The sequence below is a fragment of the Leucobacter sp. PH1c genome (assembly GCF_000633415.1).
Lineage (GTDB): Bacteria > Actinomycetota > Actinomycetes > Actinomycetales > Microbacteriaceae > Leucobacter.
In genome coordinates, this window is record NZ_AYMV01000008.1 from 1 (window position 1) to 23,252 (window position 23,252).

Annotated in this window: 23 protein-coding genes; 11 read left to right on the forward strand and 12 right to left on the reverse strand. The window is 69.7% G+C overall.

Translation table 11 applies throughout. The features are described from left to right. The first annotated feature begins 70 nt into the window (after nt 1-70). The 5 genes from U874_RS0102805 (at nt 71) to U874_RS14055 (ending at nt 5,456) form a co-directional block, all read left to right on the forward strand. Nucleotides 71-604: a flavin reductase family protein gene (locus U874_RS0102805; RefSeq protein ID WP_025133031.1), complete on the forward strand. Its 534-nt coding sequence runs from the start codon at nt 71-73 to the stop codon at nt 602-604. 49 nt (nt 605-653) lie between these two features. Beyond that, a complete protein-coding gene (locus U874_RS0102810) occupies nt 654-1,286 on the forward strand; it encodes a superoxide dismutase (protein ID WP_025133032.1) in 633 nt (210 codons plus the stop codon). A 145-nt stretch (nt 1,287-1,431) separates the two neighbouring features. Beyond that, nucleotides 1,432-2,070, forward strand: coding sequence for a phosphoribosylanthranilate isomerase (locus U874_RS0102815; RefSeq protein ID WP_025133033.1), 639 nt, complete (start codon nt 1,432-1,434; stop codon nt 2,068-2,070). Nucleotides 2,071-2,222: 152 nt separating this feature from the next. Beyond that, nucleotides 2,223-4,241, forward strand: coding sequence for a BCCT family transporter (locus U874_RS0102820; RefSeq protein ID WP_051582775.1), 2,019 nt, complete (start codon nt 2,223-2,225; stop codon nt 4,239-4,241). A 102-nt stretch (nt 4,242-4,343) separates the two neighbouring features. Then, entirely contained in the window at nt 4,344-5,456 is a 1,113-nt protein-coding gene (locus tag U874_RS14055; protein WP_025133034.1) for a M23 family metallopeptidase, read from the forward strand. A 9-nt stretch (nt 5,457-5,465) separates the two neighbouring features. Here the strand turns inward: U874_RS14055 and trpD are convergent, their stop codons facing one another. Further along, complete coding sequence (trpD, locus tag U874_RS0102830; protein ID WP_025133035.1) at nt 5,466-6,530, reverse strand: anthranilate phosphoribosyltransferase; 1,065 nt, start codon at nt 6,528-6,530, stop codon at nt 5,466-5,468. A 246-nt stretch (nt 6,531-6,776) separates the two neighbouring features. Between trpD and U874_RS0102835 the strand changes: the two genes are divergently transcribed. The 4 genes from U874_RS0102835 to U874_RS0102850 are packed head-to-tail and all read left to right on the forward strand — an operon-like array spanning nt 6,777 to nt 11,003. Beyond that, nucleotides 6,777-7,406, forward strand: a complete 630-nt coding sequence (locus U874_RS0102835; RefSeq protein ID WP_025133036.1) for a heme-copper oxidase subunit III — start codon at nt 6,777-6,779, stop codon at nt 7,404-7,406. Between the two features lie 16 nt (nt 7,407-7,422). Then, on the forward strand, nt 7,423-8,232 hold the full coding sequence (locus U874_RS0102840) for a cytochrome c (protein WP_025133037.1): 810 nt from the start codon (nt 7,423-7,425) through the stop codon (nt 8,230-8,232). A 45-nt stretch (nt 8,233-8,277) separates the two neighbouring features. Then, nucleotides 8,278-9,393: a ubiquinol-cytochrome c reductase iron-sulfur subunit gene (locus U874_RS0102845; protein WP_025133038.1), complete on the forward strand. Its 1,116-nt coding sequence runs from the start codon at nt 8,278-8,280 to the stop codon at nt 9,391-9,393. Next, entirely contained in the window at nt 9,390-11,003 is a 1,614-nt protein-coding gene (locus tag U874_RS0102850; RefSeq protein WP_025133039.1) for a cytochrome bc complex cytochrome b subunit, read from the forward strand. Before U874_RS0102845 ends, U874_RS0102850 begins: the two co-directional genes overlap by 4 nt. Before the next feature lie 378 nt (nt 11,004-11,381). Here the strand turns inward: U874_RS0102850 and U874_RS0102855 are convergent, their stop codons facing one another. From U874_RS0102855 to U874_RS0102885, 7 genes are all read right to left on the reverse strand, one after another. Further along, on the reverse strand, nt 11,382-12,659 hold the full coding sequence (locus U874_RS0102855) for an Nramp family divalent metal transporter (RefSeq protein ID WP_025133040.1): 1,278 nt from the start codon (nt 12,657-12,659) through the stop codon (nt 11,382-11,384). A 190-nt stretch (nt 12,660-12,849) separates the two neighbouring features. Beyond that, nucleotides 12,850-13,242 (reverse strand): TetR/AcrR family transcriptional regulator, encoded by a 393-nt coding sequence (locus U874_RS14630; protein ID WP_025133041.1) that lies wholly within the window; start codon nt 13,240-13,242, stop codon nt 12,850-12,852. 4 nt (nt 13,243-13,246) lie between these two features. Then, complete coding sequence (locus tag U874_RS0102865; RefSeq protein WP_025133042.1) at nt 13,247-13,690, reverse strand: GNAT family N-acetyltransferase; 444 nt, start codon at nt 13,688-13,690, stop codon at nt 13,247-13,249. Between the two features lie 12 nt (nt 13,691-13,702). Further along, a complete protein-coding gene (locus U874_RS0102870; protein WP_025133043.1) occupies nt 13,703-14,125 on the reverse strand; it encodes a cytochrome c oxidase subunit 4 in 423 nt (140 codons plus the stop codon). 19 nt (nt 14,126-14,144) lie between these two features. Further along, the gene (gene ctaD, locus U874_RS0102875; RefSeq protein WP_025133044.1) at nt 14,145-15,782 is read right to left on the reverse strand and encodes a cytochrome c oxidase subunit I; all 1,638 of its coding nucleotides are present in this window, start codon (nt 15,780-15,782) and stop codon (nt 14,145-14,147) included. A 17-nt stretch (nt 15,783-15,799) separates the two neighbouring features. Next, the gene (gene coxB, locus U874_RS0102880; protein ID WP_081809866.1) at nt 15,800-16,648 is read right to left on the reverse strand and encodes a cytochrome c oxidase subunit II; all 849 of its coding nucleotides are present in this window, start codon (nt 16,646-16,648) and stop codon (nt 15,800-15,802) included. Between the two features lie 150 nt (nt 16,649-16,798). Further along, a complete protein-coding gene (locus tag U874_RS0102885) occupies nt 16,799-17,176 on the reverse strand; it encodes an iron-sulfur cluster assembly accessory protein (protein ID WP_025133046.1) in 378 nt (125 codons plus the stop codon). 159 nt (nt 17,177-17,335) lie between these two features. Between U874_RS0102885 and U874_RS0102890 the strand changes: the two genes are divergently transcribed. Further along, on the forward strand, nt 17,336-17,911 hold the full coding sequence (locus U874_RS0102890; protein ID WP_025133047.1) for a DUF3043 domain-containing protein: 576 nt from the start codon (nt 17,336-17,338) through the stop codon (nt 17,909-17,911). A 73-nt stretch (nt 17,912-17,984) separates the two neighbouring features. On the opposite strand, the gene U874_RS0102895 is transcribed toward U874_RS0102890, so the two are convergent. The 3 genes from U874_RS0102895 to hisD are packed head-to-tail and all read right to left on the reverse strand — an operon-like array spanning nt 17,985 to nt 20,839. Then, nucleotides 17,985-19,034: a quinone-dependent dihydroorotate dehydrogenase gene (locus U874_RS0102895; RefSeq protein WP_025133048.1), complete on the reverse strand. Its 1,050-nt coding sequence runs from the start codon at nt 19,032-19,034 to the stop codon at nt 17,985-17,987. Between the two features lie 6 nt (nt 19,035-19,040). Further along, entirely contained in the window at nt 19,041-19,526 is a 486-nt protein-coding gene (nrdR, locus tag U874_RS0102900; RefSeq protein WP_025133049.1) for a transcriptional regulator NrdR, read from the reverse strand. Continuing rightward, entirely contained in the window at nt 19,526-20,839 is a 1,314-nt protein-coding gene (gene hisD, locus U874_RS0102905) for a histidinol dehydrogenase (protein ID WP_025133050.1), read from the reverse strand. Before hisD ends, nrdR begins: the two co-directional genes overlap by 1 nt. Nucleotides 20,840-20,940: 101 nt before the next feature. Between hisD and U874_RS0102910 the strand changes: the two genes are divergently transcribed. Continuing rightward, the gene (locus tag U874_RS0102910) at nt 20,941-21,693 is read left to right on the forward strand and encodes a sulfite exporter TauE/SafE family protein (protein WP_025133051.1); all 753 of its coding nucleotides are present in this window, start codon (nt 20,941-20,943) and stop codon (nt 21,691-21,693) included. Here U874_RS0102910 and U874_RS0102915 read toward each other — a convergent pair. Next, complete coding sequence (locus tag U874_RS0102915) at nt 21,690-23,240, reverse strand: methyltransferase (protein WP_025133052.1); 1,551 nt, start codon at nt 23,238-23,240, stop codon at nt 21,690-21,692. The genes U874_RS0102910 and U874_RS0102915 overlap by 4 nt on opposite strands. Between the last annotated feature and the right edge of the window lie 12 nt (nt 23,241-23,252).

Consider the following 23,252-nt stretch of genomic DNA (forward strand, 5'->3'; position numbering starts at 1 on the left):
CACCCGATCATCGCGGCGCTCCCGCCGCAGACCGCCGACTGACCCGCACCACCCAGGAGATCCCAGAGACATGCACGCCCCCTCGCTCACCGCACCGAACCCGGACGCAGCCGCGAACGCAGCCGAACTGGCCGCCGGCTTGAAGGATGCGTTCCGTACACACCCCGCGGGGATCGCGCTCATCACGGCCCAGACACCCGCCGGCCCGGTCGGCCTCACGGCGTCGAGCGTCGCCTCGGTCGGCCTCGACCCGGCAGCCCTTGCGTTCTCCGTGACCCGCGCAACGGGCAGCGCCGGGGGCCTGCTCCAGGCGAGCAGCTACCTCGTCCACCTGCTCGACGAGCCCCAGCTCGGCATCGCCCAGCAGTTCGCGGTGACCGGGGGCGAGCGCTTCACTGAGGAGCAGGGGTGGGAGTACCTGGAGAGCGGCGAACCGTTCCTCCCCGGCACCCGCGCCGCGCTCCGCTGCCGCACGCTCCAGTCCGTCGGCGTCGGCGCGTCGACACTCGTCGTGGCCGAGGTGCTCGACGTGCGCCTCGGCGCTCCCGCCGCACCGCTGATCTACCGCGACCGGGCGTTCCACGCGCTCGGCTCCGCGCTCTGATCCGGCATCCAGACTTCCCCGCAGCCACCACCCACGAAAGGACCCGGCAATGACCGAGTACACCCTCCCCGACCTTCCCTACGACTACTCCGCGCTCGCGCCCCATATCTCGGGCCGCATCATGGAGCTGCACCACTCGAAGCACCACCAGGCGTACGTGACGGGCGCGAACACCGCGCTCGCGCAGCTCGCCGAGGCCCGCGAGACGGGCAACCTCGCGAGCATCAACAAGCTCGAGAAGGATCTCGCCTTCAACCTCGGCGGCCACATCAACCACAGTGTGTTCTGGGAGAACATGTCGCCCGACGGCGGCGGCGATCCCACGGGCGAGCTCGCCGAGGCGATCGGCACGCACTTCGGCGGGATCGAGGCGTTCCGTGCGCACTTCGAGGCCACCGCGATGGGCGTGCAGGGTTCGGGCTGGTCCGTGCTCGCGTGGGATTCGGTCGGGGCGCGCCCCGTCGTGTTCCAGCTGTTCGACCAGCAGGGCAACGCGCCGCTCGGCGTCACCCCACTGCTGCAGCTCGACGTGTGGGAGCACGCGTACTACCTCGACTACCAGAACGTCCGCGCTGACTACGTGAAGGCGTTCTGGAACGTCGTCAACTGGGAGGACGTCGCACGCCGCTTCGCCGCCGCGCGCACCCAGACCGCGGGGCTCATCACGGCGCAGAGCCGCTGACCCCGCCGGCGCGCGTCGGGGGCGGCGCGCGCTCTGCCCGGCCCGGGACGGCACTCGCCGCCCGGGCCGGGCGCACTATGCTGGGCCTCGCACACGGCGGCACGCGCCCGCCGAACCCGCGATGGACCCGGCCCGAGGAGACGCCATGTACGTGAAGATCTGCGGCCTCCGCACGCGCGAGCATGCTGCCCTCGCGGTCGCCCAGGGCGCCGACGCCGTGGGCGTCGTCATGAGCCCGGGCAGCCCCCGGGACGCGAGCGCCGAGGAAGCGCGCGCCGTGATCGCTGCCGCCCGCGAGACCGCGGCGGAGCGCGGCCGCGCCGTCGACACCGTGCTCGTCGTGAGCCGCACTCCCGCCGCCGAGGCGGCCAAGTTGGCGCGCCAGCTCGGCTTCGACGTGCTCCAGCTCCACGGCGACTACGACCGCGCCGACGCCGACGCTGCGCGCGCTGTGCTCCCGCGGCTCTGGCGCGCGACCTCCCTCGCCCGCCATCCGGAGCTCCGTGCGGGCGAGCTCGGCGAGGAGCGCCTGCTCGTCGACGGGGCCGTTCCCGGCTCCGGTGAGACCTGGGACCTCGGCCTCCTGCGCCCGGAGCGACTGGGCGAGGCCTGGCTCCTCGCGGGCGGCCTCTCGCCCGCGAACGTCGCCGACGCCATCGCGCACGCGCAGCCCGGCGGCGTCGACGTGTCGAGCGGCGTCGAGTCGGCACCCGGTGAGAAGGATCCCAAACGGATCACGGCGTTCATCCGCGCGGCGCGCGGGGCTCAGGTCACGATCAAGTAACGGGAGAAACCCCAGCTCCCGCCCCTGTTCTCGGCGGGCTCCCCCGGATGCCCGAGCGAAAGCCCTGGTCAGGGCACCCCTGCGCTCGCTAGCGTAGAACAGTGGTCGCATCGGCGGCCGCTGTTCAAAGCAACGCTCGGAGGCTGAGAACCATGCCCAAGTCGCACCCCACGGGGAAGCGGACCATGAAGATCACGGTCCCCACGCCGCCCCCGCTCCCCCACCCCGGGCTCCTGCCGGGCATCGGGGTCGAGCAGACCGGCATGCGCTTCCCCACGAACTGGGTCGTCCTGACGGTCGCCCTCACCCTCACTCTCGGCGTCATCGGGTGGGCCTTCATCGCGCCGGACAACCTGGCCGAGGTCGGCACGAGCGCGCTCGCCTGGGTCACGGCGAACTTCAGCTGGCTCTTCGGGGCCCTCGCGATCGCGGTCGCGCTGTTCATGCTCGTGGTCGGCTACGGCCGCACGGGCGGGATCCGGCTCGGCGCCGATGATGAGGAGCCCGAGTTCTCGACGGCCTCCTGGATCTCCATGCTCTTCGCCGCGGGCCTCGGCATCGGTCTGCTCTTCTACGGGCCGCTCGAACCCCTCACCTACTTCCTCTCCCCGCCGCCGGGCCTGAGCGAGCAGGGCGGGACGCCCGATGCGGCGCTGCCCGCGCTGGCGCAGACGATCCTGCACTGGGGTCCGATCGCCTGGGCCTTCTACGCGCTCGTCGGCGGTGCCATCGCGTACAGCGCGTACCGCCGCGGCCGCGCCCCGCTCATCTCAGCGCTCTTCGAGCCCGTGTTCCCGGGGAGCAGCCACCGCGTGCTCGGGCGCGTGATCGACATCTTCGCGATCATCGTGACGCTCTTCGGAACGGCGGTCTCCCTCGGCATCGGCGCGCTGCAGATCGAGAGCGGCTTCCGCATGGTCACGGGCATCGGCCCGCTCGGCAACACCTTCCTGGTCGGCGCCATCGCGATCCTCACCTCGCTCTTCATCGCCTCGGCGGTGTCGGGCGTGAAGCGCGGGATCCGGCGCCTTTCGAACCTGAACATGGTGCTCACCGGCAGCCTCGGCATCTTCGTCCTCGTCGCCGGCCCCACCGTGTTCCTCCTGAACTTCTTCCCGTCCTCCCTCGTCGAGTTCTTCGAGCAGCTCGCGCTCATGCTCGCGCGCAACCCGAACCAGGGCGCCGAGACCGCGACCTTCCTCTCCTCCTGGACGACGTACTACTGGGCGTGGTGGGTCTCGTGGACCCCGTTCGTCGGCATGTTCATCGCGAAGATCTCCCGCGGCCGCACACTCCGAGAGTTCGTCACCACGGTGGTCCTCGTGCCCTCTGCCATCGTCATCGCGTGGTTCGTCGTCTACGGCGGCACAGCGATCTACATGAGCCTCAACGGCGTCGATCTCCAGACCGGCGACTCCGGCGAGGAGGTGCTGTTCCACCTCCTGCAGCGCCTCCCCCTCGGGATGCTCACGTCGGTGATCGCGATGATCGCCGTCGTCGTCTTCTTCGTCACCGCAGCGGACTCGGCCTCGATCGTGATGGCTTCGATGTCGCAGGCGGGCCGCCCCGAGCCCTCGCGCTGGGTCACGATCCTCTGGGGCCTCCTCCTCAGCCTCATCGCCATCTCGCTCCTCCTCGCGGGCGGCAGGAACACGCTGGGCGGCCTGCAGTCGCTCATGGTCGTCTCGGCGCTCCCCTTCGCGCTCGTGGTGATCGGGATCATGATCGCGTGGGCGAAGGATCTGCGCACCGACCCGTACATCATCCGCCGGAAGTACGCGCAGGCGGCGATCGCGCAGGGCGTGCGCCGGGGCATCGACGAGTACGGCGACGACTTCGTGTTCGGCACGAGCGAGGTTCCCGCCGACGAGGGCGCGGGCGCGGGCTTCGACAGCAGCGATCCCGTCCTCACCGAGTGGTACGTCGACGCGACCACCGGGCCGATCCAGCAGGTCACCGCCGAGGACGTGCGGCGCACGCTGGAGCCCGGGCGCATCCAGGAGCCCGGCCCGGAACGCCCGGATCACGCCGCCTCGGGCGACGCTTCGCTGACCGTCGGCGAGCGGGCCGAGCGGGTCGAGTCGGCCGAGCAGGCCGAACCCGCGGACCCTGCGGCGCCGGCGGACCCCGAGGAATCGGGTGAGGATCCCGCCACTCCGCCCACCCGATAGCTCAGGGCGAACGGGGTCGGCTGGCATTTCGTCGGCCCCGGTTGTAACCTGTTCGTTATCTTCGCCCGGGCGACCGCCCGGCGCCGCCGACCGAAAGCTCGCATGCCCGATTCATCCCCATCTGCGCCGCAGGCCCTCCCGTCGCGCCGCGCGCTCCGCGAGGCAGCGGCCCGCGCGGCCGCGGAACTGCAGGCTCCTGAGCGGCAGGCCGCGGAGCCGCAGCGCACGGAACCGCAGGCGTCTGCGCAGCAGCCCGAAGCGCAGCAGCCCGAAGCGCAGCAAGCCGAAGTGCAGCAAGCCGAAACGGTGCCGAGCCCGGCCGCGACCCCGGCGCCCGAGCCCGCTCCGATCGCACTCCCGCCAGCCCCCGCGTTCACCGAGGGCCCCATCACGGGCGGCTACGTGCGCGTCCCCCTGCCCGAGCGGGAGCCCGCGGCCACGACGAAGGCGGAGCGCCCCCGCGAACGGGCACCGCGCCCCCTCCGCCGTCGCGTCGCAGCGGCCGCGGCGGCCGCCAGCGTGGGCGGCCTCGTCCTCTCCGCCGCTGTGCCCCTCACGCAGAGCGCCGAGGAAACCGTGGCCGCCGCGTCCCAGCAGCGCCTGTTCTCCGAGGTCTCCGCCGACGACATCCCGGCGTCGCTCGCGGAGATCAGCGCCGTCGACGTCGACGAGGCGATCGCCGGCACCTACGCTTACCGGGCCCGGGCGCTCGTCAACTACCCGTTCCAGCAGTCGGTGCTCCTCACCGACCCCTTCGGGTACCGCACGGCCCCGGTCGAGCAGTTCCACGACGCGCAGGACTTCGGCGCAGCCGCGGGAACGCCCATCTACGCGATCGCGGACGGGACCGTACTCGAGGCCGGCTTCGCAAGCGACGGCTGCGGCTTCGGCCTGAAGCTCGAGCACGAGATCGACGGCAAGGAGGTGACGAGCCGCTACTGCCACATGCAGGACGCCTCGCACTCCTATTCCGTGGGCGACACGCTCGCCATGGGCGACCCCGTGGGCCGCGTCGGCGCGACGGGCATGGCGTTCGGCGCGCATCTCCACTTCGCGCTGCGCGTGAACGACGAGCCCACCGATCCCATGCCGTTCCTCGCGAAGTACAGCCGGATGGACCGCGACGCGAAGAGCAGCACGTCGACGGGCACGTCGACCTCGGGCGGCACGACGAAGGCCGGCGCCGCCGGCGCCACGGGCGCCGCGACCTCCTAAGCGCCCCGACTAGCGGGTGCGGTGCGCGGAGGTCGCCTCGGCCCAGGCCGCGAGCTTCGCAGCAGCGCGCCCCGAGTCGATCGCGTCCGCGGCGACGACGAGCTTCTCGCTGAGCCGCTCGAGCAGCGCGCGCTCCGCGGACTCGGGCGTGCGCGCCAGATCGTAGGCGACGAGGCCCGCCGCGGCGTTCAGCAGCACGATGTCGCGCACGGGCCCGGGCTCGCCCTGGAGCACGCGGTGCACCACCTGAGCATTCTCATCCGGGGTCCCGCCGACGAGATCCTGCATCTGCGCGCGCGGGATGCCGAGCTCGCGCGGATCGATGTCGTGCTCGGTGAGCCCGCCGCGGCTCACCTCCCAGAGCCGCGAGTGCCCGGTCGTGGTGAGCTCGTCGAGTCCGTCATCGCCGCGGAACACGAGCGCCGACGCCCCGCGCAGGCGGAACACCCCGACGAAGATGGGGACCCGGTCGATATCGGCGACGCCCACGGCCGAGGCCTCCGGTCGCACCGGGTTGCAGAGCGGGCCCAGGAAGTTGAAGACCGTCGGGATGCCGAGCTCCGCACGGGCGGGCGCGACGTGACGGAAGCCGGGCAGGAAGCGAGCGGCGTGCACGAACGCGATCCCCACCTCCTCGAAGGCCCGCGCGAGCGCGTCGGCGTCGAGCTCGAGGTCGATCCCGAGCGCGCTCAGCACGTCGGAGGAGCCCGACTGGCTGCTCGCGGCGCGGTTGCCGTGCTTCACGACGGGGGCGCCCGCCGCGGCGGCCGTGATGGACGCCATGGTGGAGATGTTCACCGTGCCGAAGCGATCGCCACCCGTGCCGACGATATCGAGCGACATGGCCGGCAATGCGAGGGGCAGCGCCTCGGCGAGGATCGCGTCGCGGAAGCCAATGACCTCGTCGACGGTGACGCCCTTCGAGCGGAGTGCGACGAGGAAGGCGCCGATCTGCGCACCGCTCGCCGTTCCGGTCATGAAGTTGCTCATGGCCCATTCAGCTTGGGAAACGCTGAGATCCTCGCCGTCGAGCAGCGTCGTGAGCACGGTGGGCCAGGTGCGTTCGTCGATCATTCCCCGATTCTATCGAGGCGACGCGCCAGCGTCCGACACGCGCACGGGGTGATGGATCCGCCGCGGACTCCCGGAGGAACATGCCGAATTCCGCCGACACACGCGCAGATCCGGCGTGCGCTGTCCGCAAACACTCCCGCGAAGCGGTAGGCTTGTCAGGAATCTCGCAGAAAGTTCGGCGCGCCGGTTCCCCGTGAAAACGCACACCAAACTTTCAGCCATAATGGAGGGGTGACAACGACCACTATGAATACCAAGTCAGCCGTGCCTTCGGTGAAGCGACCGAACCTCGTCGCCGTCGGCACGATCGTGTGGCTCGGCAGCGAGGTCATGTTCTTCGCAGGCCTGTTCGCGATTTACTTCACGCTTCGCGCGATGAATCCCGAGCTCTGGGTTGAGCAGACCGGCAAGCACAACTTCACCTTCGCGCTGGTGAACACACTGATTCTGGTTGCGTCCTCCTTCACCGCCCAGGCCGGCGTCTTCGCCGCCGAGCGCGGTCAGCCGCGTGCCACCGGCAAGAGCCCCCGCAACTGGGGCACCGTCGAGTGGTTCTTCCTCACCTTCTTCATGGGCGCGATCTTCGTCGCGGGCCAGACCTGGGAGTACGCCACCTTCGTCTCCGAGGGCATCACCCTCGCGTCCGATCCCTACGGCTCGGCCTTCTACCTCACCACGGGCTTCCACGGCATCCACGTGTCCCTCGGCCTCATCGCCTTCCTGCTCGTGATCGGCCGTATCTACGCGGTCAAGAACTTCACCCACAAGGAAGAGACCTCGGCCGTCGTCGTGTCCTACTACTGGCACTTCGTCGACATCGTCTGGATCATCCTGTTCATCGTCATCTACGTCCTGCCGCTCGTGCAGGGCTACTAAGGGGAGGCCAGTACTCATGGCTCGCGCCAAGAAGAACGTCCACAAGACCGGACGTCGACACCCGCTCGCGACCGCCGCGCTCGTCGCCGTCGGCCTGCTCGTGACCGGAGCCGCGTACGCTGGCTTCAGCCAGACCTCGGCCACCGCCGAGATCGACCTTGAGTCGCCCGCCACCATCGAGGCAGGCCAGAAGCTGTTCGGCGCGAACTGCGCGACCTGCCACGGTGCAGCCGCTCAGGGCACCCCCGACGGCCCCTCCCTCGTCGGTGTCGGCGCCGCCTCGGTGAACTTCCAGGTCGGCACCGGCCGCATGCCGCTCGCCTTCCAGGGCCCGCAGGGCATGGTCAAGCCGCAGCAGTTCTCGGAGGAGCAGACCCTCCAGATGGCCGCGTACGTCGCGTCGCTCGCACCGGGACCGGGGCTCCCCGAGACCCAGTACCTCCAGGCGGACAGCGACGACGAGGGCATCGCGAAGGGCGGCGAGCTCTTCCGCATCAACTGCGCTATGTGCCACAACGTCTCGGCAGCCGGCGGTGCGCTCACGCAGGGCAAGTTCGCCCCGAAGCTCACCGGTGTCGCCCCCACGCACATCTACGAGGCCATGGTCACCGGCCCGCAGAACATGCCCGTCTTCAGCGATGCGAACATCACGCCGCAGCAGAAGGCCGACATCATCTCGTACCTCAAGTACATCGAGGAGAAGCCCGCTATCGGCGGTCTGACCCTTGGGTCGATCGGCCCGGTCGCTGAGGGCCTCTTCATCTGGGTGATCGGACTGGGCGCCATCATCGGCCTCACCGTCTGGGTCACCGCGAAGTCGAACTAGCTTCGACCACGCATCGAGTTCATGAGTCAGGAGTCAAGGAGCAACATGGCAGAGGAAGCGAAGAACAACGGCGGCACCGGCGCCGTTGTCGCCGCCCAGGGCCACGGCTCGGCCGATGGCGCGGTAGGAACCGCCGTCATCGCGTCGGACGCCGTGCAGAATCCGGGCCTTCCGCCGCACCGTAAGCGCGTCACGGATCTGGATCCGAAGAAGGAAAAGAACGCCGAGCGCACGGTCTACACCCTGTTCTACCTCTCGATCGCAGGCAGCCTGGGCGCGGTTCTCGCGTACATGTTCCTCCCGATCGAGACGGGCGACCCGATGGCGATCCGCGTGCACACGCTGGTCGTCGGCCTCGGCATGGCGCTCGCCCTGCTCGCGGTCGGTATCGGTGCGGTGCACTGGGGTAAGGCCCTCATGGCCGACCACGAGTCGATCGATGAGCGTCACCCCGTCCCGAGCAACACCGAGACCCGTGAGGCATCCGCCGAGGTCTTCAAGCTCGCCGACGAGGAGTCGGGCTTCTCGCGCCGCTCGCTCGTGCGCAACAGCCTGATCGGCGCGCTCATCGCCTTCCCGCTCCCCGGCATCACCCTCCTGCGCGGCCTGGCTCCGCAGGATCGCGATCCCGTGCAGCTGCTGAAGCACACCATGTGGACCAAGGGCGTGCGCCTGGCGCGCGACCCCTCCGGTGTGCCGATCAAGGCCAGCGAGGTCACCATCGGTTCGGCGTTCCACGTCATCCCCGAGACCCTCACCCACGAGGACTTCGCGAAGCTCAGCCTCGACGAGCGCGGCGGCAGCGAGACGCTGCTCGACGCGAAGGCGAAGGCCATCGTCCTGCTCATGCGTCTCGACCAGAGCGAGCTCAAGGAGCTCCCCGAGCGCGAGAGCTGGTCGTACGACGGCATCGTCGCGTACTCGAAGGTCTGCACGCACGTCGGTTGCCCCGTTGCCCTCTACGAGCAGCACACGCACCACCTGCTGTGCCCCTGCCACCAGTCGCAGTTCGACGTGTCCGAGCACGCCAAGGTCGTCTTCGGTCCCGCGAAGCGCCCCCTGCCGCAGCTGCCGATCACGGTCGACGATGAGGGCTACCTTGTCGCGCAGAGCGATTTCCATGAACCTGTCGGCCCGAGCTACTGGGAGCGTCTCAAGTGAGCAGCACCGTAACCGAATCCCCCGCGCAGAACGGCTCGAGCCGCTTCACCGCAGCGGCGGCGAACTACATCGATGAGCGCACCAAGATCGGCGTCGCTGTCAAGGAGTTCGGACGCAAGGTCTTCCCCGACCACTGGTCCTTCCTCCTCGGCGAGGTCGCGCTGTACAGCTTCGTCGTCATCCTGCTGTCGGGTACCTTCCTGACGCTCTTCTTCCAGGCCACCATGGTCGAGACGCACTACACCGGGCCCTACGTCCCGATGAAGGGCGTCGAGATGTCGGCAGCCATGGCCTCCACGCTGGACATCTCGTTCTCCGTGCGCGGCGGCCTGCTCATGCGCCACGTGCACCACTGGGCAGCGCTCCTGTTCGTCGCCTCCATCGGCCTGCACATGCTCCGGATCTTCTTCACCGGCGCATTCCGCAAGCCCCGCGAGCTGAACTGGGTCATCGGCTTCGTCCTCTTCATCCTCGCGATGGCTGAGGGCTTCACCGGCTACTCGCTCCCCGACGACGTGCTCTCGGGCAACGGCCTCCGCATCATCGACGGCCTGATCAAGGCCATCCCGGTGATCGGCACCTACCTCTCCTACTTCTTCTTCGGAGGAGAGTTCCCGGGCACCGACATCGTCGGCCGCCTGTACATGCTCCACATCATGCTGCTGCCCGCGCTTGTGATCCTCTTCGTCGCGCTTCACCTCGCGTTCGTCGTGATCCACAAGCACGCGCAGTACCCCGGCCCGGGCAAGACCCAGCAGAACGTTGTGGGCTTCCCGATCCTCCCCGTGTACGCGGCGAAGGCCGGCGGCTTCTTCTTCATCGTCTTCGGCGTGATCGTGCTCATCGCATCGATCGTCGGCATCAACCCGATCTGGGCGTACGGTCCGTACGATCCCTCCCCCGTCTCGGCTGGTACCCAGCCTGACTGGTACATCGGCTTCGCCGACGGCATGCTCCGACTGATCCCGCCGGGGCTCGAGACCGAGTGGTTCGGCTACACCTGGTCGTGGAACATGCTCCTCCCGATCATCATCATGGGCGGCTTCATCGTCCTCGTGGCGATCTACCCCTTCATCGAGGCCTGGGTCACCGGCGACAAGCGCGAGCACCACATCCTGGATCGCCCCCGCAACGCCCCGACCCGTACCGCGATCGGCGCCGCCGGCGTCACCTTCTACGCAGTCATGTGGGCGGGCGCGAGCTCGGACCTCATGGCCACCCACTTCCAGCTCTCCATGGAGGGCGTGATCCACGCGCTGCAGGCCCTGCTCATCCTCGGCCCCATCGTCGCGTACATCATCACGAAGCGGATCTGCCTCGCACTGCAGAAGAAGGACCGCAGCATCGCGCTCCACGGCTACGAGTCGGGTCGTATCGTTCGCCTCCCCGGTGGCGAGTTCGTCGAGGTGCACAAGCCGCTCGACGAGTACGAGCAGTGGCAGCTCGTGAGCTACCACGACTACGCGCCGCTCATGCTCCGTCCGAACGACGACGGCCGCATCCCCTTCTCGAAGCGTCTGCGCGCTGGCTTCAGCCGCTGGTTCTTCGAGGACCGGATCGTCCCGCCCTCTGCCGGCGAGATCGAGCAGAGCAAGCACGAGGGTCACTAACCCTCACCACGACAGTGGCCCCGCAGGAGTTCATCTCCTGCGGGGCCACTGCCGTTTTCAGGTGTGCCCACCGCTTCTCGGGCGCACCGGGGCATGCAACAGCGCGCGACGCGCCGCGCGTGTGCACCCCCACCGGGCGAATCGCATGAGCGGGGAGCACCGCCGTGGCGGGGCGGCAGGTGGGACCGCCGCGGAGGGACGTCAGGCGGGAAGATCTGGGACCCCGGGCTGCACCGACCTGGGGCGCCGCCCCATCGGAGAACCCAGGGGCCGGGCCCCGGGAGCCCAGGCGCCCGGGTCTCCGGGGGTCCAGGCGCCCAGGCGCCCGACACAGGCGCCCGGACCAGGCGCGCGCACGCACGCGCGTCAGCGCGGGGGCTACGCCCGGCCGGTGAGGATGAGCGCGATCAGCAGGATGTTGAGCGCGACGATGAGCCCCACCACGAGCCACGTCGCGCAACGGAGCGCGGGCCCGTTACGGAACTCCCCCATCACGTCGGCGCGCTCCGTCAGGCGCGCCAGCGGAATCAGCGCGAACGGGAGCCCGAACGAGAGGAGCACCTGGCTCAGTACCAGCGCCCAGGTGGGATCCACGCCGACCGCGAGGAGCACGAGCGCGGGCACGAGCGTGATCCCGCGACGCAGGAGCATCGGGATCCGCACCCGGAGCAACCCCGACATGATCGTGGCGCCCGCGTAGCACCCCACGGAGGTGGATGCCAGGCCCGATGCGAGGAGGCCGACGGCGAAGATCACGCCGATCGTCGGGCCCAGCGCGCTCGTGATCGCCGCGTGCGCGCCCTCGATCGAGTCGGTACCGGGCACACCGGGGAGGCTCGCGGCCGCGAGCAGCAGCATGGCGACGTTCACTCCCCCGGCGACGACGAGCGAGAGCGCCACGTCCCAGCGCGTGGCGCGGAGGAGGAGCCTGAGCCGAGGAGCGTCGTTGCGGTGGCCGTGGCGGTCGCGAGCGAGTGCGGAGTGCAGGTAGACCGCGTGGGGCATCACAGTCGCGCCGAGCATGCTCGCGGCGAGCAGCACCGTCTGGGTGCCCTCGAAGCGCGGCGTCAGCCCCGCGAACATCGCAGCGGGATCCAGCTCGCTGAAGAAGAGGCCGGCCAAGAAGCCGAAGGTGATGATGGCGAGGAGACCCATGACGACGAACTCGAAGGTGCGTTGCCCCCGCCGCGACTGCAGCGAGAGGAGCACCATCGAGACGACCCCGACGATGACGCCGCCAAGCGGGAGGGGGACGCCGAAGAGCAGGTAGAGGGCGAGTGCGCCGCCGATCACCTCCGCCACATCGGTGGCAGCTGCGACGAGCTCGGCCTGCAGCCAGAACAGCCTGCGCGGCCAGGGCCGCATGCGGTCACCGAGGACCTCGGGCAGGCTGCGGCCGGTGACGAGGCCGAGCTTCGCGGAGAGGAACTGCACGAGCATCGCCATGAGGTTCGCGGCGACGAGCACCCAGAGGAGCAGGTAGCCGTACTGGGCGCCAGCCGTGAGGTTCGCGGCGACATTGCCGGGATCGACGTAGGCGATCGCGGCGACGAACGCGGGGCCAAGGAGCGCGGCCCCCGAGCCTCTGCGGCGCCGCGCAGCACCGGAGGACGTGCTCGCGCGCGCGCCGAGCCGAGTATCGAGACGTCCTCCCACAAAAGTGAGACTACACGAACTTTTCTCTTCGAGATGACGGGGAACGGAGGCGGCGCCTCAGGATGGAGGCGGCGCCTCAGGATGGAGGCGGCGCCTCAGGATGGAGGCGGCGCCTCAGGATGGAGGCGGCGCCTCAGGATGGAGGCGGCGCCTCAGGATGGAGGCGGCGCCTCAGGATGGAGGCGGCGCCTCAGGATGCGGCGAGGACGCGCGCCGCCCGGAGGAGCAGCGCGGCCAGTGCGGCTTCGCCCAACTCGTCGGAGATCCGGCGCAGCGGGGATGCGAGCTGCGCACGGAGCTCGGGGGTGCCCGCCGCCGCGTACGCCTGATAGAGGAAGAGCTCGGCCGCCGCGTCGTCTCGCCCGATCGCGAGGCGCGGGAGCACGAGCTCGAGGCACGCGAGGAAGAGATCCTGCTTGGTGCGGAAGTTGGCGTATACGTGCGGCTGCGGCACCTCGGCGCGCGCGGCGATGCGGCCGGTCGACGTGCCGTGGTAGCCGAAGAGGCCGAACTCGATGAGTCCGGCCTCTTGCAGGCGTTCGCGATTCTCGCCGGGCCGCCGCCTCGTGCGACGTTCGCTCATGGAGCTATCCGAGTTCGAGGATCTTGCGGTAGTGCTCCCCCACGGGCTCGAAGCCTCGGTGGTTGTAGAAGGAGCCGATCCGCGCGGTGGAGGCGGAGAGCTGACGCACGCCGCGCCCCATGCAGTAGTGCTCGTTGGCCTGCATGAGCCGATCACCGACGCCGTGGCCGCGCGATCCCTCGTCGACGACGATCTCCTGCAGGTGGGCGGTCAGCCCGGGTGCGTGGAGGAGCCGGGAGACGGTCATCAGCGAGTAGCCGACCACCTGCTCGTCGAGCTCGGCGACGAAGAGCACGTTGGTCTCCTGGTCGCGGTGCCGCAGGATGTTATCGAAGGCGACGAGGAACTCGTCGCTGCCGATGGACTCGCGGCCGGTCGTGAACTGCCGGGCGAGAGCGAGGACGGCACGTGCGTCCTCGCTCTTGCCACGGCGGATGATGATGCTCACGCGGGATCCGACTTAGCGGGCGAAGTTGCCGCGGTAGTACTCGTACACCCAGCCGACGATCGAGACGATCACGAGCGGCACGGTGATGAACGAGAGCCAGAAGTTGAACCCGATGCAGAGACCGAGGACGACGATCGACGCGGAGAACGCGAGGAAGATCGGCCACCAGCTCCAGGGGCTGAACTCGCCCAGCTCGGGATCGCCGTCATCGATGTCCGAATCGAGACGATCCTCGACGAGCACGCCGCCCTGCTTTTTCTGCACGAGCATCAGGTACACGGCGATGAACGCCGTGAGGCCGGCCGAGAGCAGGATCGTGGTCGAGCCCGACCACTCGATCCGCCCGTGGTCGATGATGTTCCACACCGTGTACACGGTGGCGAGCAGTGCGAAGTACACCGTCAGGAGCCAGAAGATGACAATGTTGGATTTCATAGCTGAATACTCCTCAGGATCACTTCTGCTCGGAGAGCTGATGCGCGGGAACCGGCTGCTCCACGCCGCTGACCTCGGGGTGGTTGAGGTCGAAGGCGGGAGACTCGGAACGGATGCGCGGGATCGACGTGAAGTTGTGGCGCGGCGGCGGGCAGGAGGTCGCCCACTCGAGCGAGCGGCCGTAGCCCCACGGGTCGTTGACCGTCACCTTGGTGCCGCGACGCGAGGTGATGTACACGTTCAGGAGGAACGGGATCATCGATGCGCCGAGGATCATTGCGCCGATCGTGGAGAGCTGGTTGCCCCACGTGATGCCATCAGCGGGCAGGTAGGTGTAGTAGCGGCGGGGCATGGCCATGACGCCCAGCCAGTGCTGCACGAGGAAGGTCATGTGGAAGCCGATGAAGAGCACCCAGAAGTGGATCTTGCCGAGACGCTCGTCGAGCATCTTGCCGGTCCACTTCGGCCACCAGAAGTAGAAGCCCGCGAACATGGCGAACACGACCGTGCCGAAGACGACGTAGTGGAAGTGCGCGATCACGAAGTAGGTGTCCGAGAGGTGGAAGTCCAGCGCCGGCGAGGCGAGGATGACACCGGTGAGGCCGCCGAAGACGAAGGTCACGAGGAAGCCGAGCGACCAGAGCATCGGGGTCTCGAACGTGATCGAGCCGCGCCACATCGTGCCGAGCCAGTTGAAGATCTTCACACCGGTGGGCACCGCGATGAGCATCGTCATCAGGGCGAAGAAGGGCAGCAGCACGGAGCCGGTGACGTACATGTGGTGCGCCCACACGGTCATGGAGAGTGCGGCGATCGCGATGGTCGCGTAGATCAGGGTCTTGTAGCCGAAGATGGGCTTGCGGCTGAAGACCGGGAAGATCTCGGAGACGATGCCGAAGAACGGCAGTGCGATGACGTACACCTCGGGGTGTCCGAAGAACCAGAAGAGGTGCTGCCAGAGGATCGCTCCGCCCTCACCGCTGTAGATCTGAGCACCGAAGATGCGGTCTGCCGCAAGGCCGAACATAGCCGCCGCGAGGACGGGGAACACGAGAAGCACGAGGATCGAGGTGATCAGGGTGTTCCAGGTGAAGATCGACATGCGCCACATGGTCATGCCCGGGGCGCGCATCGTGATGATGGTCGTGATGAAGTTCACGCCGCCCATGATGGTGCCGAAGCCGCTGATGCCGAGGCCGAGGACCCAGAGGTTCCCGCCGACGCCCGGCGAGTAGGTCATGCTCGAGAGCGGCGAGTAGGCGAACCAGCCGAAGGAGGCCGCACCCTGCGGGGTGAGGAAGCCGCCGACCGCGATGAGCGAGCCGAAGGTGTAGAGCCAGAAGGCGAATGCGTTCAGTCGCGGGAACGCGACGTCGGGAGCTCCGATCTGGAGCGGCATCATGACGTTGGCGAAGCCGGCGAACAGCGGCGTCGCGAACATGAGCAGCATGATGGTGCCGTGCATGGTGAACAGCTGGTTGTACTGCTCCTTGGTCGCGATGACCTCGAGACCGGGAGCAAAGAGCTGCGCGCGGATCACCAGGGCCATGAGGCCGCCGATGAGGAACCACACGAAGGAGCTGATCAGGTACATGTACCCGATCACCTTGTGGTCCGTGGACGTCAGCCACGAAACGATGACGTTGCCCTTCTTCATGTTCTTGCTATCCCTCATTACTCGTTCTGCGCCTTGGCGCCGTCACCATAGAACGAGTCCTGGTTCGGGTTCAGCTCAAGGGTGGCCTGGCCAGTGTTGCCTGCTTCGCGCAGGGAAGCGATGTACGCGTCGTACTCGTCCTGCTCGACGACCTTCACTTCGAAGAGCATCATCGAGTGGTACTCACCGCAGAGCTCGGCGCACTTGCCCATGAAGGTGCCGGTCTTGGTGGGCGTGAAGCTCATGTAGTTCGTCTGCCCCGGGATCATGTCCTTCTTGTAGAGGAACTCGACCACCCAGAAGGAGTGGATGACGTCGCGCGTCTCGAGCTTGATCTCGGTGGTCTTGTTGACGGGGAGGTAGAGGACCGGCATGGTCTCTTCCTTCGCCGACCCGTCGGCCTCGGTCTGCACCTGGACGCCCTGGAAGTAGACATCCTCGTCGACGTAGTTGAAGTCCCACGCCCAACGCTTGCCGATGACCTCGACCGTGTTCTCCGGGTTCTCGTAGCGAGCCTCGATCGAGCTCTGCTCCTGCGCGGTGAACGCGAAGAAGCCGAGGACGAGGATCACGGGGACCACGGTGAAGAAGGTCTCGATCGGCATGTTGTACCGGAGCTGGACCGGCAGACCGGTCTGGCCCTTCCGGCGACGGTAGGCGATCGTGGCCCAGATGATGAGGGCCCACGTGAGCACACCGACGGCGAGCAGCACGATCCAAGACGTCACCCACAGCCCGGTGATCCCGTCCGTGTGGTTCGTAGCCCCCTCGGAGCCTGCGGGCAGGAAGCCTCGCTGCTGCTCCGGGGTGCAGCCTGCCAGGAGCAGCGCTGCTGAGAGCGCCACGGGGGCCGCTACCCATTTCATTCGACGATTGGAACGCACCGCATACCTTTCGAAATGTTTCGTGCCGCCCAGAAAGCAGGCGAAGCTGATGACTCCCTGTTAGCTTAGCGCGAACCTGAGCGTTCCCCGAACCAACACCGGGTGTCGCGGAACTTCGATTCGCGTTTTTGGCTAGCTGAAGCTGTCGCCGCAGGCGCAACTGCCCTGCGCGTTGGGGTTGTCGATCGTGAAGCCCTGCTTCTGGATCGTGTCCTCGAAGTCGATCGTGGCCCCGCTGAGGTACGGGATGCTCATCTGATCGACGACCACCTCGACGCCCTCGAAGTCGACGATCGCGTCGTTCTCGAGCTCCCGCTCATCGAAGAAGAGCTGGTAGATGAGCCCCGAGCAGCCGCCGGGCTGCACGGCGATGCGGAGGCGCAGGTCGTCGCGCCCCTCCTGCGCGAGCAGGCTGCGCACCTTCTCCTGCGCGGCCGCGCTCAGTGCGACCCCGTGCGCGCTCTCGATCGCCGGTGCGGCCGTGTCGGCCGCGATGGTCTCGCTGCTCATGTGAGGACTCCTCGCTCGGGTGTGTTCAGACTGGCCCCAGTCTACCCCTCCCGCATGCGCAGGAAAGCCCCGTCCGGAGACGGTATTCTGGTGGCATGGAGCGCCCGCGGGGCGCGAGACACACGGCGCGCAGGGGCGCGTCAGATCGAGAGGACAGGCGTGTCAAAGAAGGACGCCGCGGCTGCGGCGGGCGCGAGCGAGCAGGAGACCCCGGACACCACGGTGGGCAAGGGTCGCCCCACGCCATCGCGCAAGCAGGCCGAGGCCGCGAACGCGCGGCCGATCGTGGGCAGCAAGGACAAGGCGCTCCAGAAAGAGCAGCGCCGGCAGCAGGCCGATTCCCGTGAGCGCGCCCGGCTCGGCATGATGGCCGGCGAGGAGCGCTACCTCACGGTGCGCGACCGCGGCCCGCAGCGCCGCTTCGTGCGCGACTACGTAGACGCCCGCTGGAACGTCGGCGAGATGCTCATCCCGATGATGCTCGTCGTGCTCGTCATGACGTTCATCCCCGGCGTCGTGCAGGTGATCAGCCTCGTGGTGATCTGGGCGTTCGTCGCCCTCGCGATCCTCGACTCCGTGTTCGTCGGCTTCCGCCTGAAGAAGCTCCTCGCCGCAAAGTTCGGCGAGGATCGGGTGCAGCCGGGCTACCGCTGGTACGCCGCAATGCGCGCGATGCAGTTCCGCCCCCTGCGCGTGCCGAAGCCGCAGGTGAAGCGCGGCAACTACCCGAGCTAGTCCTCAGGCCGCATGACGACGAGGGGCCCGCGATCCGATTGGATCGCGGGCCCCTTGTCGTGATGCGCTGCGGCTAGGCGGCAGCGTTCCCCCGGAAACCGGCGCGCGCAAGACCGCGGTTGATGTCCCGGGCCCAGAGCGGACCCTCGTAGATGAACGCGGTGAACCCCTGCACGAGCGTCGCGCCCGCGCGAAGCCGCTCGTGGACGTCCTCCGCGGTCGTGACGCCGCCGACCGAGATCACGCAGAACTCGGGGTCCGGCGCGACCTCTCGGATGCGCCGGAGCACTGCGAGGGAGCGCTCGCGGAGCGGCGCGCCCGAGAGTCCGCCGGCGCCCATCCGCTCCACCTCCGCGGGATCCGCGTCGAGGCCGTCACGGGAGATCGTCGTGTTCGTCGCGATGATCCCGTCGAGCCCGAGGCGCTGCGCGAGCTGCACGATCGCATCGATCTGCTCGTCGGCCATATCGGGGGCGATCTTCACGAGGAGTGGCGTTCCCTGGGCCGCATCGCGCACCGCGGCGAGCAGCGGTTCGAGCAGCTCGACCTCCTGGAGCCCACGGAGCCCGGGCGTGTTCGGCGATGACACGTTGACCGCGAGGTAGTCGGCGATCGGCGCGAGGCGCTCAGCGCTCCACACGTAATCGGCGGTCGCATCCTCGACCTCCGTGATCCGGCTCTTGCCGATGTTCACGCCGATCACGGGGCGGTGCCTGCGCAGGCGCGCCGCCTCGATGCGGGGCACTGCGGCCGCTGATCCCCCGTTGTTGAAGCCCATGCGGTTGATGAGCCCGCGGTCGCCGACGAGGCGGTACATGCGCGGCTTCGGATTGCCGGGCTGCGCGTGCTTCGTGAGCGTCCCCACCTCGACGTGCCCGAAGCCGATGGCGCCGAGGCCCATGATCCCCGAGGCGTTCTTGTCGAAGCCGGCGGCCAGGCCGAACGGGCTCGGGAAGTCGATGCCGAGCGCGCGCACGCGGAGCGCGGGATCCGGGGCGCAGAAGCGACGGGCGATGCCGCCGAGCACCGGCGTCGCCTGGATCACCCGGAAGGCGAGGTGATGCGCCGTTTCGGGATCCATCCGCCGCAGGACGGTCGAAAAGAGCAGCGGGTAGAGACGCATGCGGGATTACTCCTGGGGTGCTGAGGTGGTGGCGGGGTCGGCGGCGCTCGGCTGCGCGCGCAGCTCGGCGATGGCCGCATCGAAGTCTGCGAGCGAGTCGAAGGCCTGGTAGACGCTCGCGAAGCGGAGGTAGGCGACCGTGTCGAGCTCCCGGAGGTGCGGCAGGATGGCGAGGCCGATCTCGTTCGCATCGAACTGCGCGATCCCGCTCGAGCGCACGGACTCCTCGACCTGCTGGGCGAGCACCGCGAGGTCGGCCTCGGTCACGGGCCGGCCCTGGCAGGCCTTGCGCACCCCGCTCATGACCTTCGCGCGGCTGAACGGCTCGACGACGCCGGAGCGCTTGATCACCGTGAGGCTCGCCGTCTCCGTCGTCGTGAAGCGGCGCCCGCACTCGGGGCACTGGCGACGACGGCGGATCGAGAGGCCGTCGTCGGCCGTCCGGGAATCGATGACCCGGGAGTCCGGGTGGCGGCAGAACGGGCAGTGCATTAGCGGCCCTCCTCCTCGAATCGTGCGCTCACGGCCTCGCCGTGCGCGGGGAGGCCCTCGGCCCCCGCGAGCGCGAGCAGCGGGGCCTCGGTCTCGGCGAGCGCGGCGCGGTCGTAGCTGATGATCTGCTGCGGGCGCAGGAACGTGTGGGCGCCCAGGCCCGCGGCGAAGCGCGCGGTGCCGCCCGTGGGGAGCACGTGGTTCGAGCCCGCGAGGTAGTCGCCGAGGCTGACGGGCGTGTAGCCCCCGATGAAGATCGCACCGGCGTCAGTGATCCCCGCGAGCACCCCCTCGTCGTCACGGGTCTGAATCTCGAGGTGCTCGGGTCCGTACGCATTGCTCACGCGCACGGCGGTCTCCAGATCATCGACGAGGATCACGGCGGACTGCGGGCCCGCGAGCGCCGTGGCGACGCGCTCGGCGTGCCGGGTACGGGGGGCGCGCGCGGCGATCTCCTCGCGCACCCGCTCCGCGAACGCCGCGTCGTCGGTGACGAGCACCGAGGCCGCGGCCTCGTCGTGCTCCGCCTGGCTGATGAGGTCGGCCGCCACGAAGCGGGGATCGGCCGCGCCGTCGGCGATCACCAGGATCTCGGTCGTGCCGGCCTCCGAGTCGATGCCGACGAGCCCGCTCACCACGCGCTTCGCTGCCGCGACGAAGACGTTGCCGGGGCCCGTGACGACGTCGACCGGGTCGAGCCCGATGCTCGGCACTCCGTGCGCGAACGCGGCGATCGCGCCCGCGCCGCCGATGGCGTAGACCTCGTCGATCCCGCAGAGCGCTGCGGCCCAGAGCACGGCCGGGTGGGGCAGTCCCCCGTTGTCGCGCTGCGCGGGAGAGGCGAGCGCGAGACCGGGAACGCCTGCGGTCTGCGCGGAGACGGCGTTCATGATGACCGAGGAGGGGTAGGCGGCCTTTCCGCCTGGCGCGTAGAGGCCGACCCGGGAGACCGGCTGCCAGCGCTGCCGGATCACGGCACCGGGGCCGATCCGGGTCTCGCGAGGCTCGGGCACCTGAGCGGCCGAGCCGAGCCGCAGGCGCTCGATGAGCTGCTCGAGCGCCGCGCGCACCTCGGGCGGGCAGTCGGCGAGCGAGCCGGTGATCGCCTCTGCCGGGACCCGGAGCGCGTGGCCCTCCACCCCGTCGAAGTCGCGCGCCTGCTCGCGCAGGGCGTCCTCGCCGTGCTCCGCAACCGCCGCCACGAGCGGGCGCACGCGCTCGACGGCGACCTCCGCCCCCATCGCGGCGCGGGGCACCAGTTTGAGCAGGTCGCTGCGCGAGAGCTGCTGCCCCCGGAGATCAGTCATACGCATCACGCGTCCAGTCTACCGGGGCGCGGAAGCGCCCGGCCGCCCGCCCCGTCTGGGAGGATGGGGAAGAAGCGCCGCCCGCGCATCGACCCCGAGGAGGCCACGTGACGCTGCTGACCGGAGCACTGACCCTCGTGCTCGTCCTCGCCGGCTCCGCCGCGCAGCGCATGGCCGGCCTCGGTTTCGCCCTCCTCGTCGCCCCGTTCATGACGCTCGTGCTCGGCGCCCACGAGGGCGTGCTCCTCGTGAACATGCTCGGGGTGGTGTCGAGCCTCCTCATCCTGCCCCGCGTGTGGCGCGGCATCGACTGGTCGATGTTCCGCTGGCTCGGCGGCTTCGCCGTGATCGGTGCGGTGCTCGGCGCCTGGCTCGGTCAGCGATTCTCCCCCGCGGTCATGTCGGTGGCCGTGGGCGGGATCGTCATCATCGCGCTCGGGGCCTCGCTCGCGCTGCGGAGCGCGCGCTTCAGCACTGCGCCGCGCGGCCCGCGCGCCGCGGCCGGCTTCGTGTCCGGGCTGACGAACGCGCTCGCGGGCGTCGGCGGGCCCGCGGTGAGCGCGTACGCCGTGCTGACGCGCTGGCCACAGACCGCGTTCGCCGCGACCCTGCAGCCGTACTTCATCCTCGTGGGCAGCACGTCGGCCGCCTCGAAGCTGCTGCTCGACCCGGCCGGGCTGCCGCACGCCGCGTGGTGGTTCTGGGGCCTCGTACTCGTCGCCGTGCTCGGCGGGATCGCGGCGGGCGAGCGGCTCCTGCGCGTCGTCTCCCCGACGCAGGTGCGCCGCTTCGTGATCGTCCTCGCGTTCGCGGGCGCCGGTGCCTCGCTCGTGCACGGCGCGATCGACCTCCTGGCCTAGCTCTCGGCGCGCGCCTCCGGCGCGAGCATGCCGAGCCACGCGAGTTCGCGCACGCCGCTCACGAGCGCTTCGCTCGCCGCGGCGGCGTCGACCTCGAGCAGCTGGGCGAGCGCGTCCGCGATCTGGCCGAGGGTGAGCTCGCCGTCGCTCGCCCCCACCGCAGCGGCGAGCAGCGGGTCGGCGGTGACTCTGCGGGCGATCGGGCGATCCGTGACGAGCGTGATCGCCTGGGGCGCCTCGGCGCCGGGGGCGTGGATCCGCTCGTCGCTCACCGCGTCCGACACGACCCAGCGCGTTGCGAGCACCTCCGCATCGCTCATGCGCGCCGCGGCGAGCCCCGCGGAGAAGGTCGCCTCGAGCTGCGCGCCGAGGCCCGCTCCGGAAAGCGCCCCGGTCGCCTGCTCGGCGTGCACGAGGGGCTGCGCCCCTGAGTCCCGTCGGATCCGGATCGCCCCGAGCCCGACCGCCACGACGCGCCGCGCGGCGAAGTCGTCGAGCCAGGCGCCGAGCAGCCCATCGAACTCCGCGCTCCCCGGGCGGGCTCCGCCGTCGCGCGCCCAGGTCTCCGCGTACTGCGCGGGATCGACGCGATCGCGCTCGATGACCCAGGCGGCAAGGCCGGGAACGCCCGCCGCGGCGATCCAGTCCGTGACGCGCTGCAGGCCGTTGCCACCCCACGGCGACTCCCAGTTCGCGAGGCAGAGCAGCGTGCCGCCCGGCGCGAGGTGCGCGGGGCCCTCCTGCACGACGGACGCGGCCAGCGCGTCGCCCACGAGGCCGCCGTCGCGGTACTCGTACACGGGGCCGTCTCCCGTGCGCGGCGTGATGACGAACGGCGGGTTCGAGAGGATGAGGTCGAAGCGCTCGTCGGCGACGGGGGCGAACAGGCTGCCCGCACGGAACTCGATCGCCCCGGCGGCGCCGTTCAGCTCGGCGTTCGCGCGAGCGAGGAGCAGCGCGCGCTCGGAGATGTCCGTAGCGATCACGCGACCCCCGCGGAGGCTCAGGTGGAGCGCGACGATGCCGCAGCCGGTGCCGAGGTCGAGCGCGAGCCGCGAGGCGGCGGGCGGCGCCTGCGCAATGAGCGAGCGGGTGGCGCCGCCCACCCCCATCACGTGGTCGGGCCGGGCCGGGCCGCGGCGGAGCTGGTCATCGAGGTCGGAGATGATCCACCACGCGACGGGCTCCGCTGCTGCGGCGTCGGCGACCGCCACGGCGTTGAGGGACAGCGCGGCGCGCAGCCGGGGCGCCGCGGCGCCGGTGGGCTCGGCCTCCACGATGCCGAGCGTGCGCGCGCCCTCGGCGCCGAGCGTGGGGAGCGCCGCGTCGAGCATCGCCGCCGGCACGGACTGACCGAGCAGAAAGACCCGGCAGATCGTGGCGAGCGGTCCCTCCTCACGCGCGTCGAGCGCGCGCAGGGCGGGGACGAACACGCCGCGCTCGCGGGCGCGATCGGCGGTCTCCCCGAGCAGCGCGGTCACCGTCGCGGCGCGATAGTCCGCGGCGAGGAGATCGGAGCGGAGGCGGGAGAGCAGCGCGGAATCCATCCCTCTAGGGTA

What these genes read in the sequence shown, in the direction of transcription:
- U874_RS0102805 (WP_025133031.1), top strand. Translation starts at nt 71, where the DNA reads ATGCACGCCCCCTCGCTCACCGCACCGAACCCGGACGCAGCCGCGAAC.
- U874_RS0102810 (WP_025133032.1), top strand. Translation starts at nt 654, where the DNA reads ATGACCGAGTACACCCTCCCCGACCTTCCCTACGACTACTCCGCGCTC.
- U874_RS0102815 (WP_025133033.1), top strand. Translation starts at nt 1,432, where the DNA reads ATGTACGTGAAGATCTGCGGCCTCCGCACGCGCGAGCATGCTGCCCTC.
- U874_RS0102820 (WP_051582775.1), top strand. Translation starts at nt 2,223, where the DNA reads ATGCCCAAGTCGCACCCCACGGGGAAGCGGACCATGAAGATCACGGTC.
- U874_RS14055 (WP_025133034.1), top strand. Translation starts at nt 4,344, where the DNA reads ATGCCCGATTCATCCCCATCTGCGCCGCAGGCCCTCCCGTCGCGCCGC.
- trpD (WP_025133035.1), bottom strand. Translation starts at nt 6,530, where the DNA reads ATGATCGACGAACGCACCTGGCCCACCGTGCTCACGACGCTGCTCGAC.
- U874_RS0102835 (WP_025133036.1), top strand. Translation starts at nt 6,777, where the DNA reads ATGAATACCAAGTCAGCCGTGCCTTCGGTGAAGCGACCGAACCTCGTC.
- U874_RS0102840 (WP_025133037.1), top strand. Translation starts at nt 7,423, where the DNA reads ATGGCTCGCGCCAAGAAGAACGTCCACAAGACCGGACGTCGACACCCG.
- U874_RS0102845 (WP_025133038.1), top strand. Translation starts at nt 8,278, where the DNA reads ATGGCAGAGGAAGCGAAGAACAACGGCGGCACCGGCGCCGTTGTCGCC.
- U874_RS14630 (WP_025133041.1), bottom strand. Translation starts at nt 13,242, where the DNA reads ATGAGCGAACGTCGCACGAGGCGGCGGCCCGGCGAGAATCGCGAACGC.
- U874_RS0102870 (WP_025133043.1), bottom strand. Translation starts at nt 14,125, where the DNA reads ATGAAATCCAACATTGTCATCTTCTGGCTCCTGACGGTGTACTTCGCA.
- ctaD (WP_025133044.1), bottom strand. Translation starts at nt 15,782, where the DNA reads ATGAAGAAGGGCAACGTCATCGTTTCGTGGCTGACGTCCACGGACCAC.
- coxB (WP_081809866.1), bottom strand. Translation starts at nt 16,648, where the DNA reads ATGAAATGGGTAGCGGCCCCCGTGGCGCTCTCAGCAGCGCTGCTCCTG.
- U874_RS0102885 (WP_025133046.1), bottom strand. Translation starts at nt 17,176, where the DNA reads ATGAGCAGCGAGACCATCGCGGCCGACACGGCCGCACCGGCGATCGAG.
- U874_RS0102895 (WP_025133048.1), bottom strand. Translation starts at nt 19,034, where the DNA reads ATGCGTCTCTACCCGCTGCTCTTTTCGACCGTCCTGCGGCGGATGGAT.
- nrdR (WP_025133049.1), bottom strand. Translation starts at nt 19,526, where the DNA reads ATGCACTGCCCGTTCTGCCGCCACCCGGACTCCCGGGTCATCGATTCC.
- hisD (WP_025133050.1), bottom strand. Translation starts at nt 20,839, where the DNA reads ATGCGTATGACTGATCTCCGGGGGCAGCAGCTCTCGCGCAGCGACCTG.
- U874_RS0102915 (WP_025133052.1), bottom strand. Translation starts at nt 23,240, where the DNA reads ATGGATTCCGCGCTGCTCTCCCGCCTCCGCTCCGATCTCCTCGCCGCG.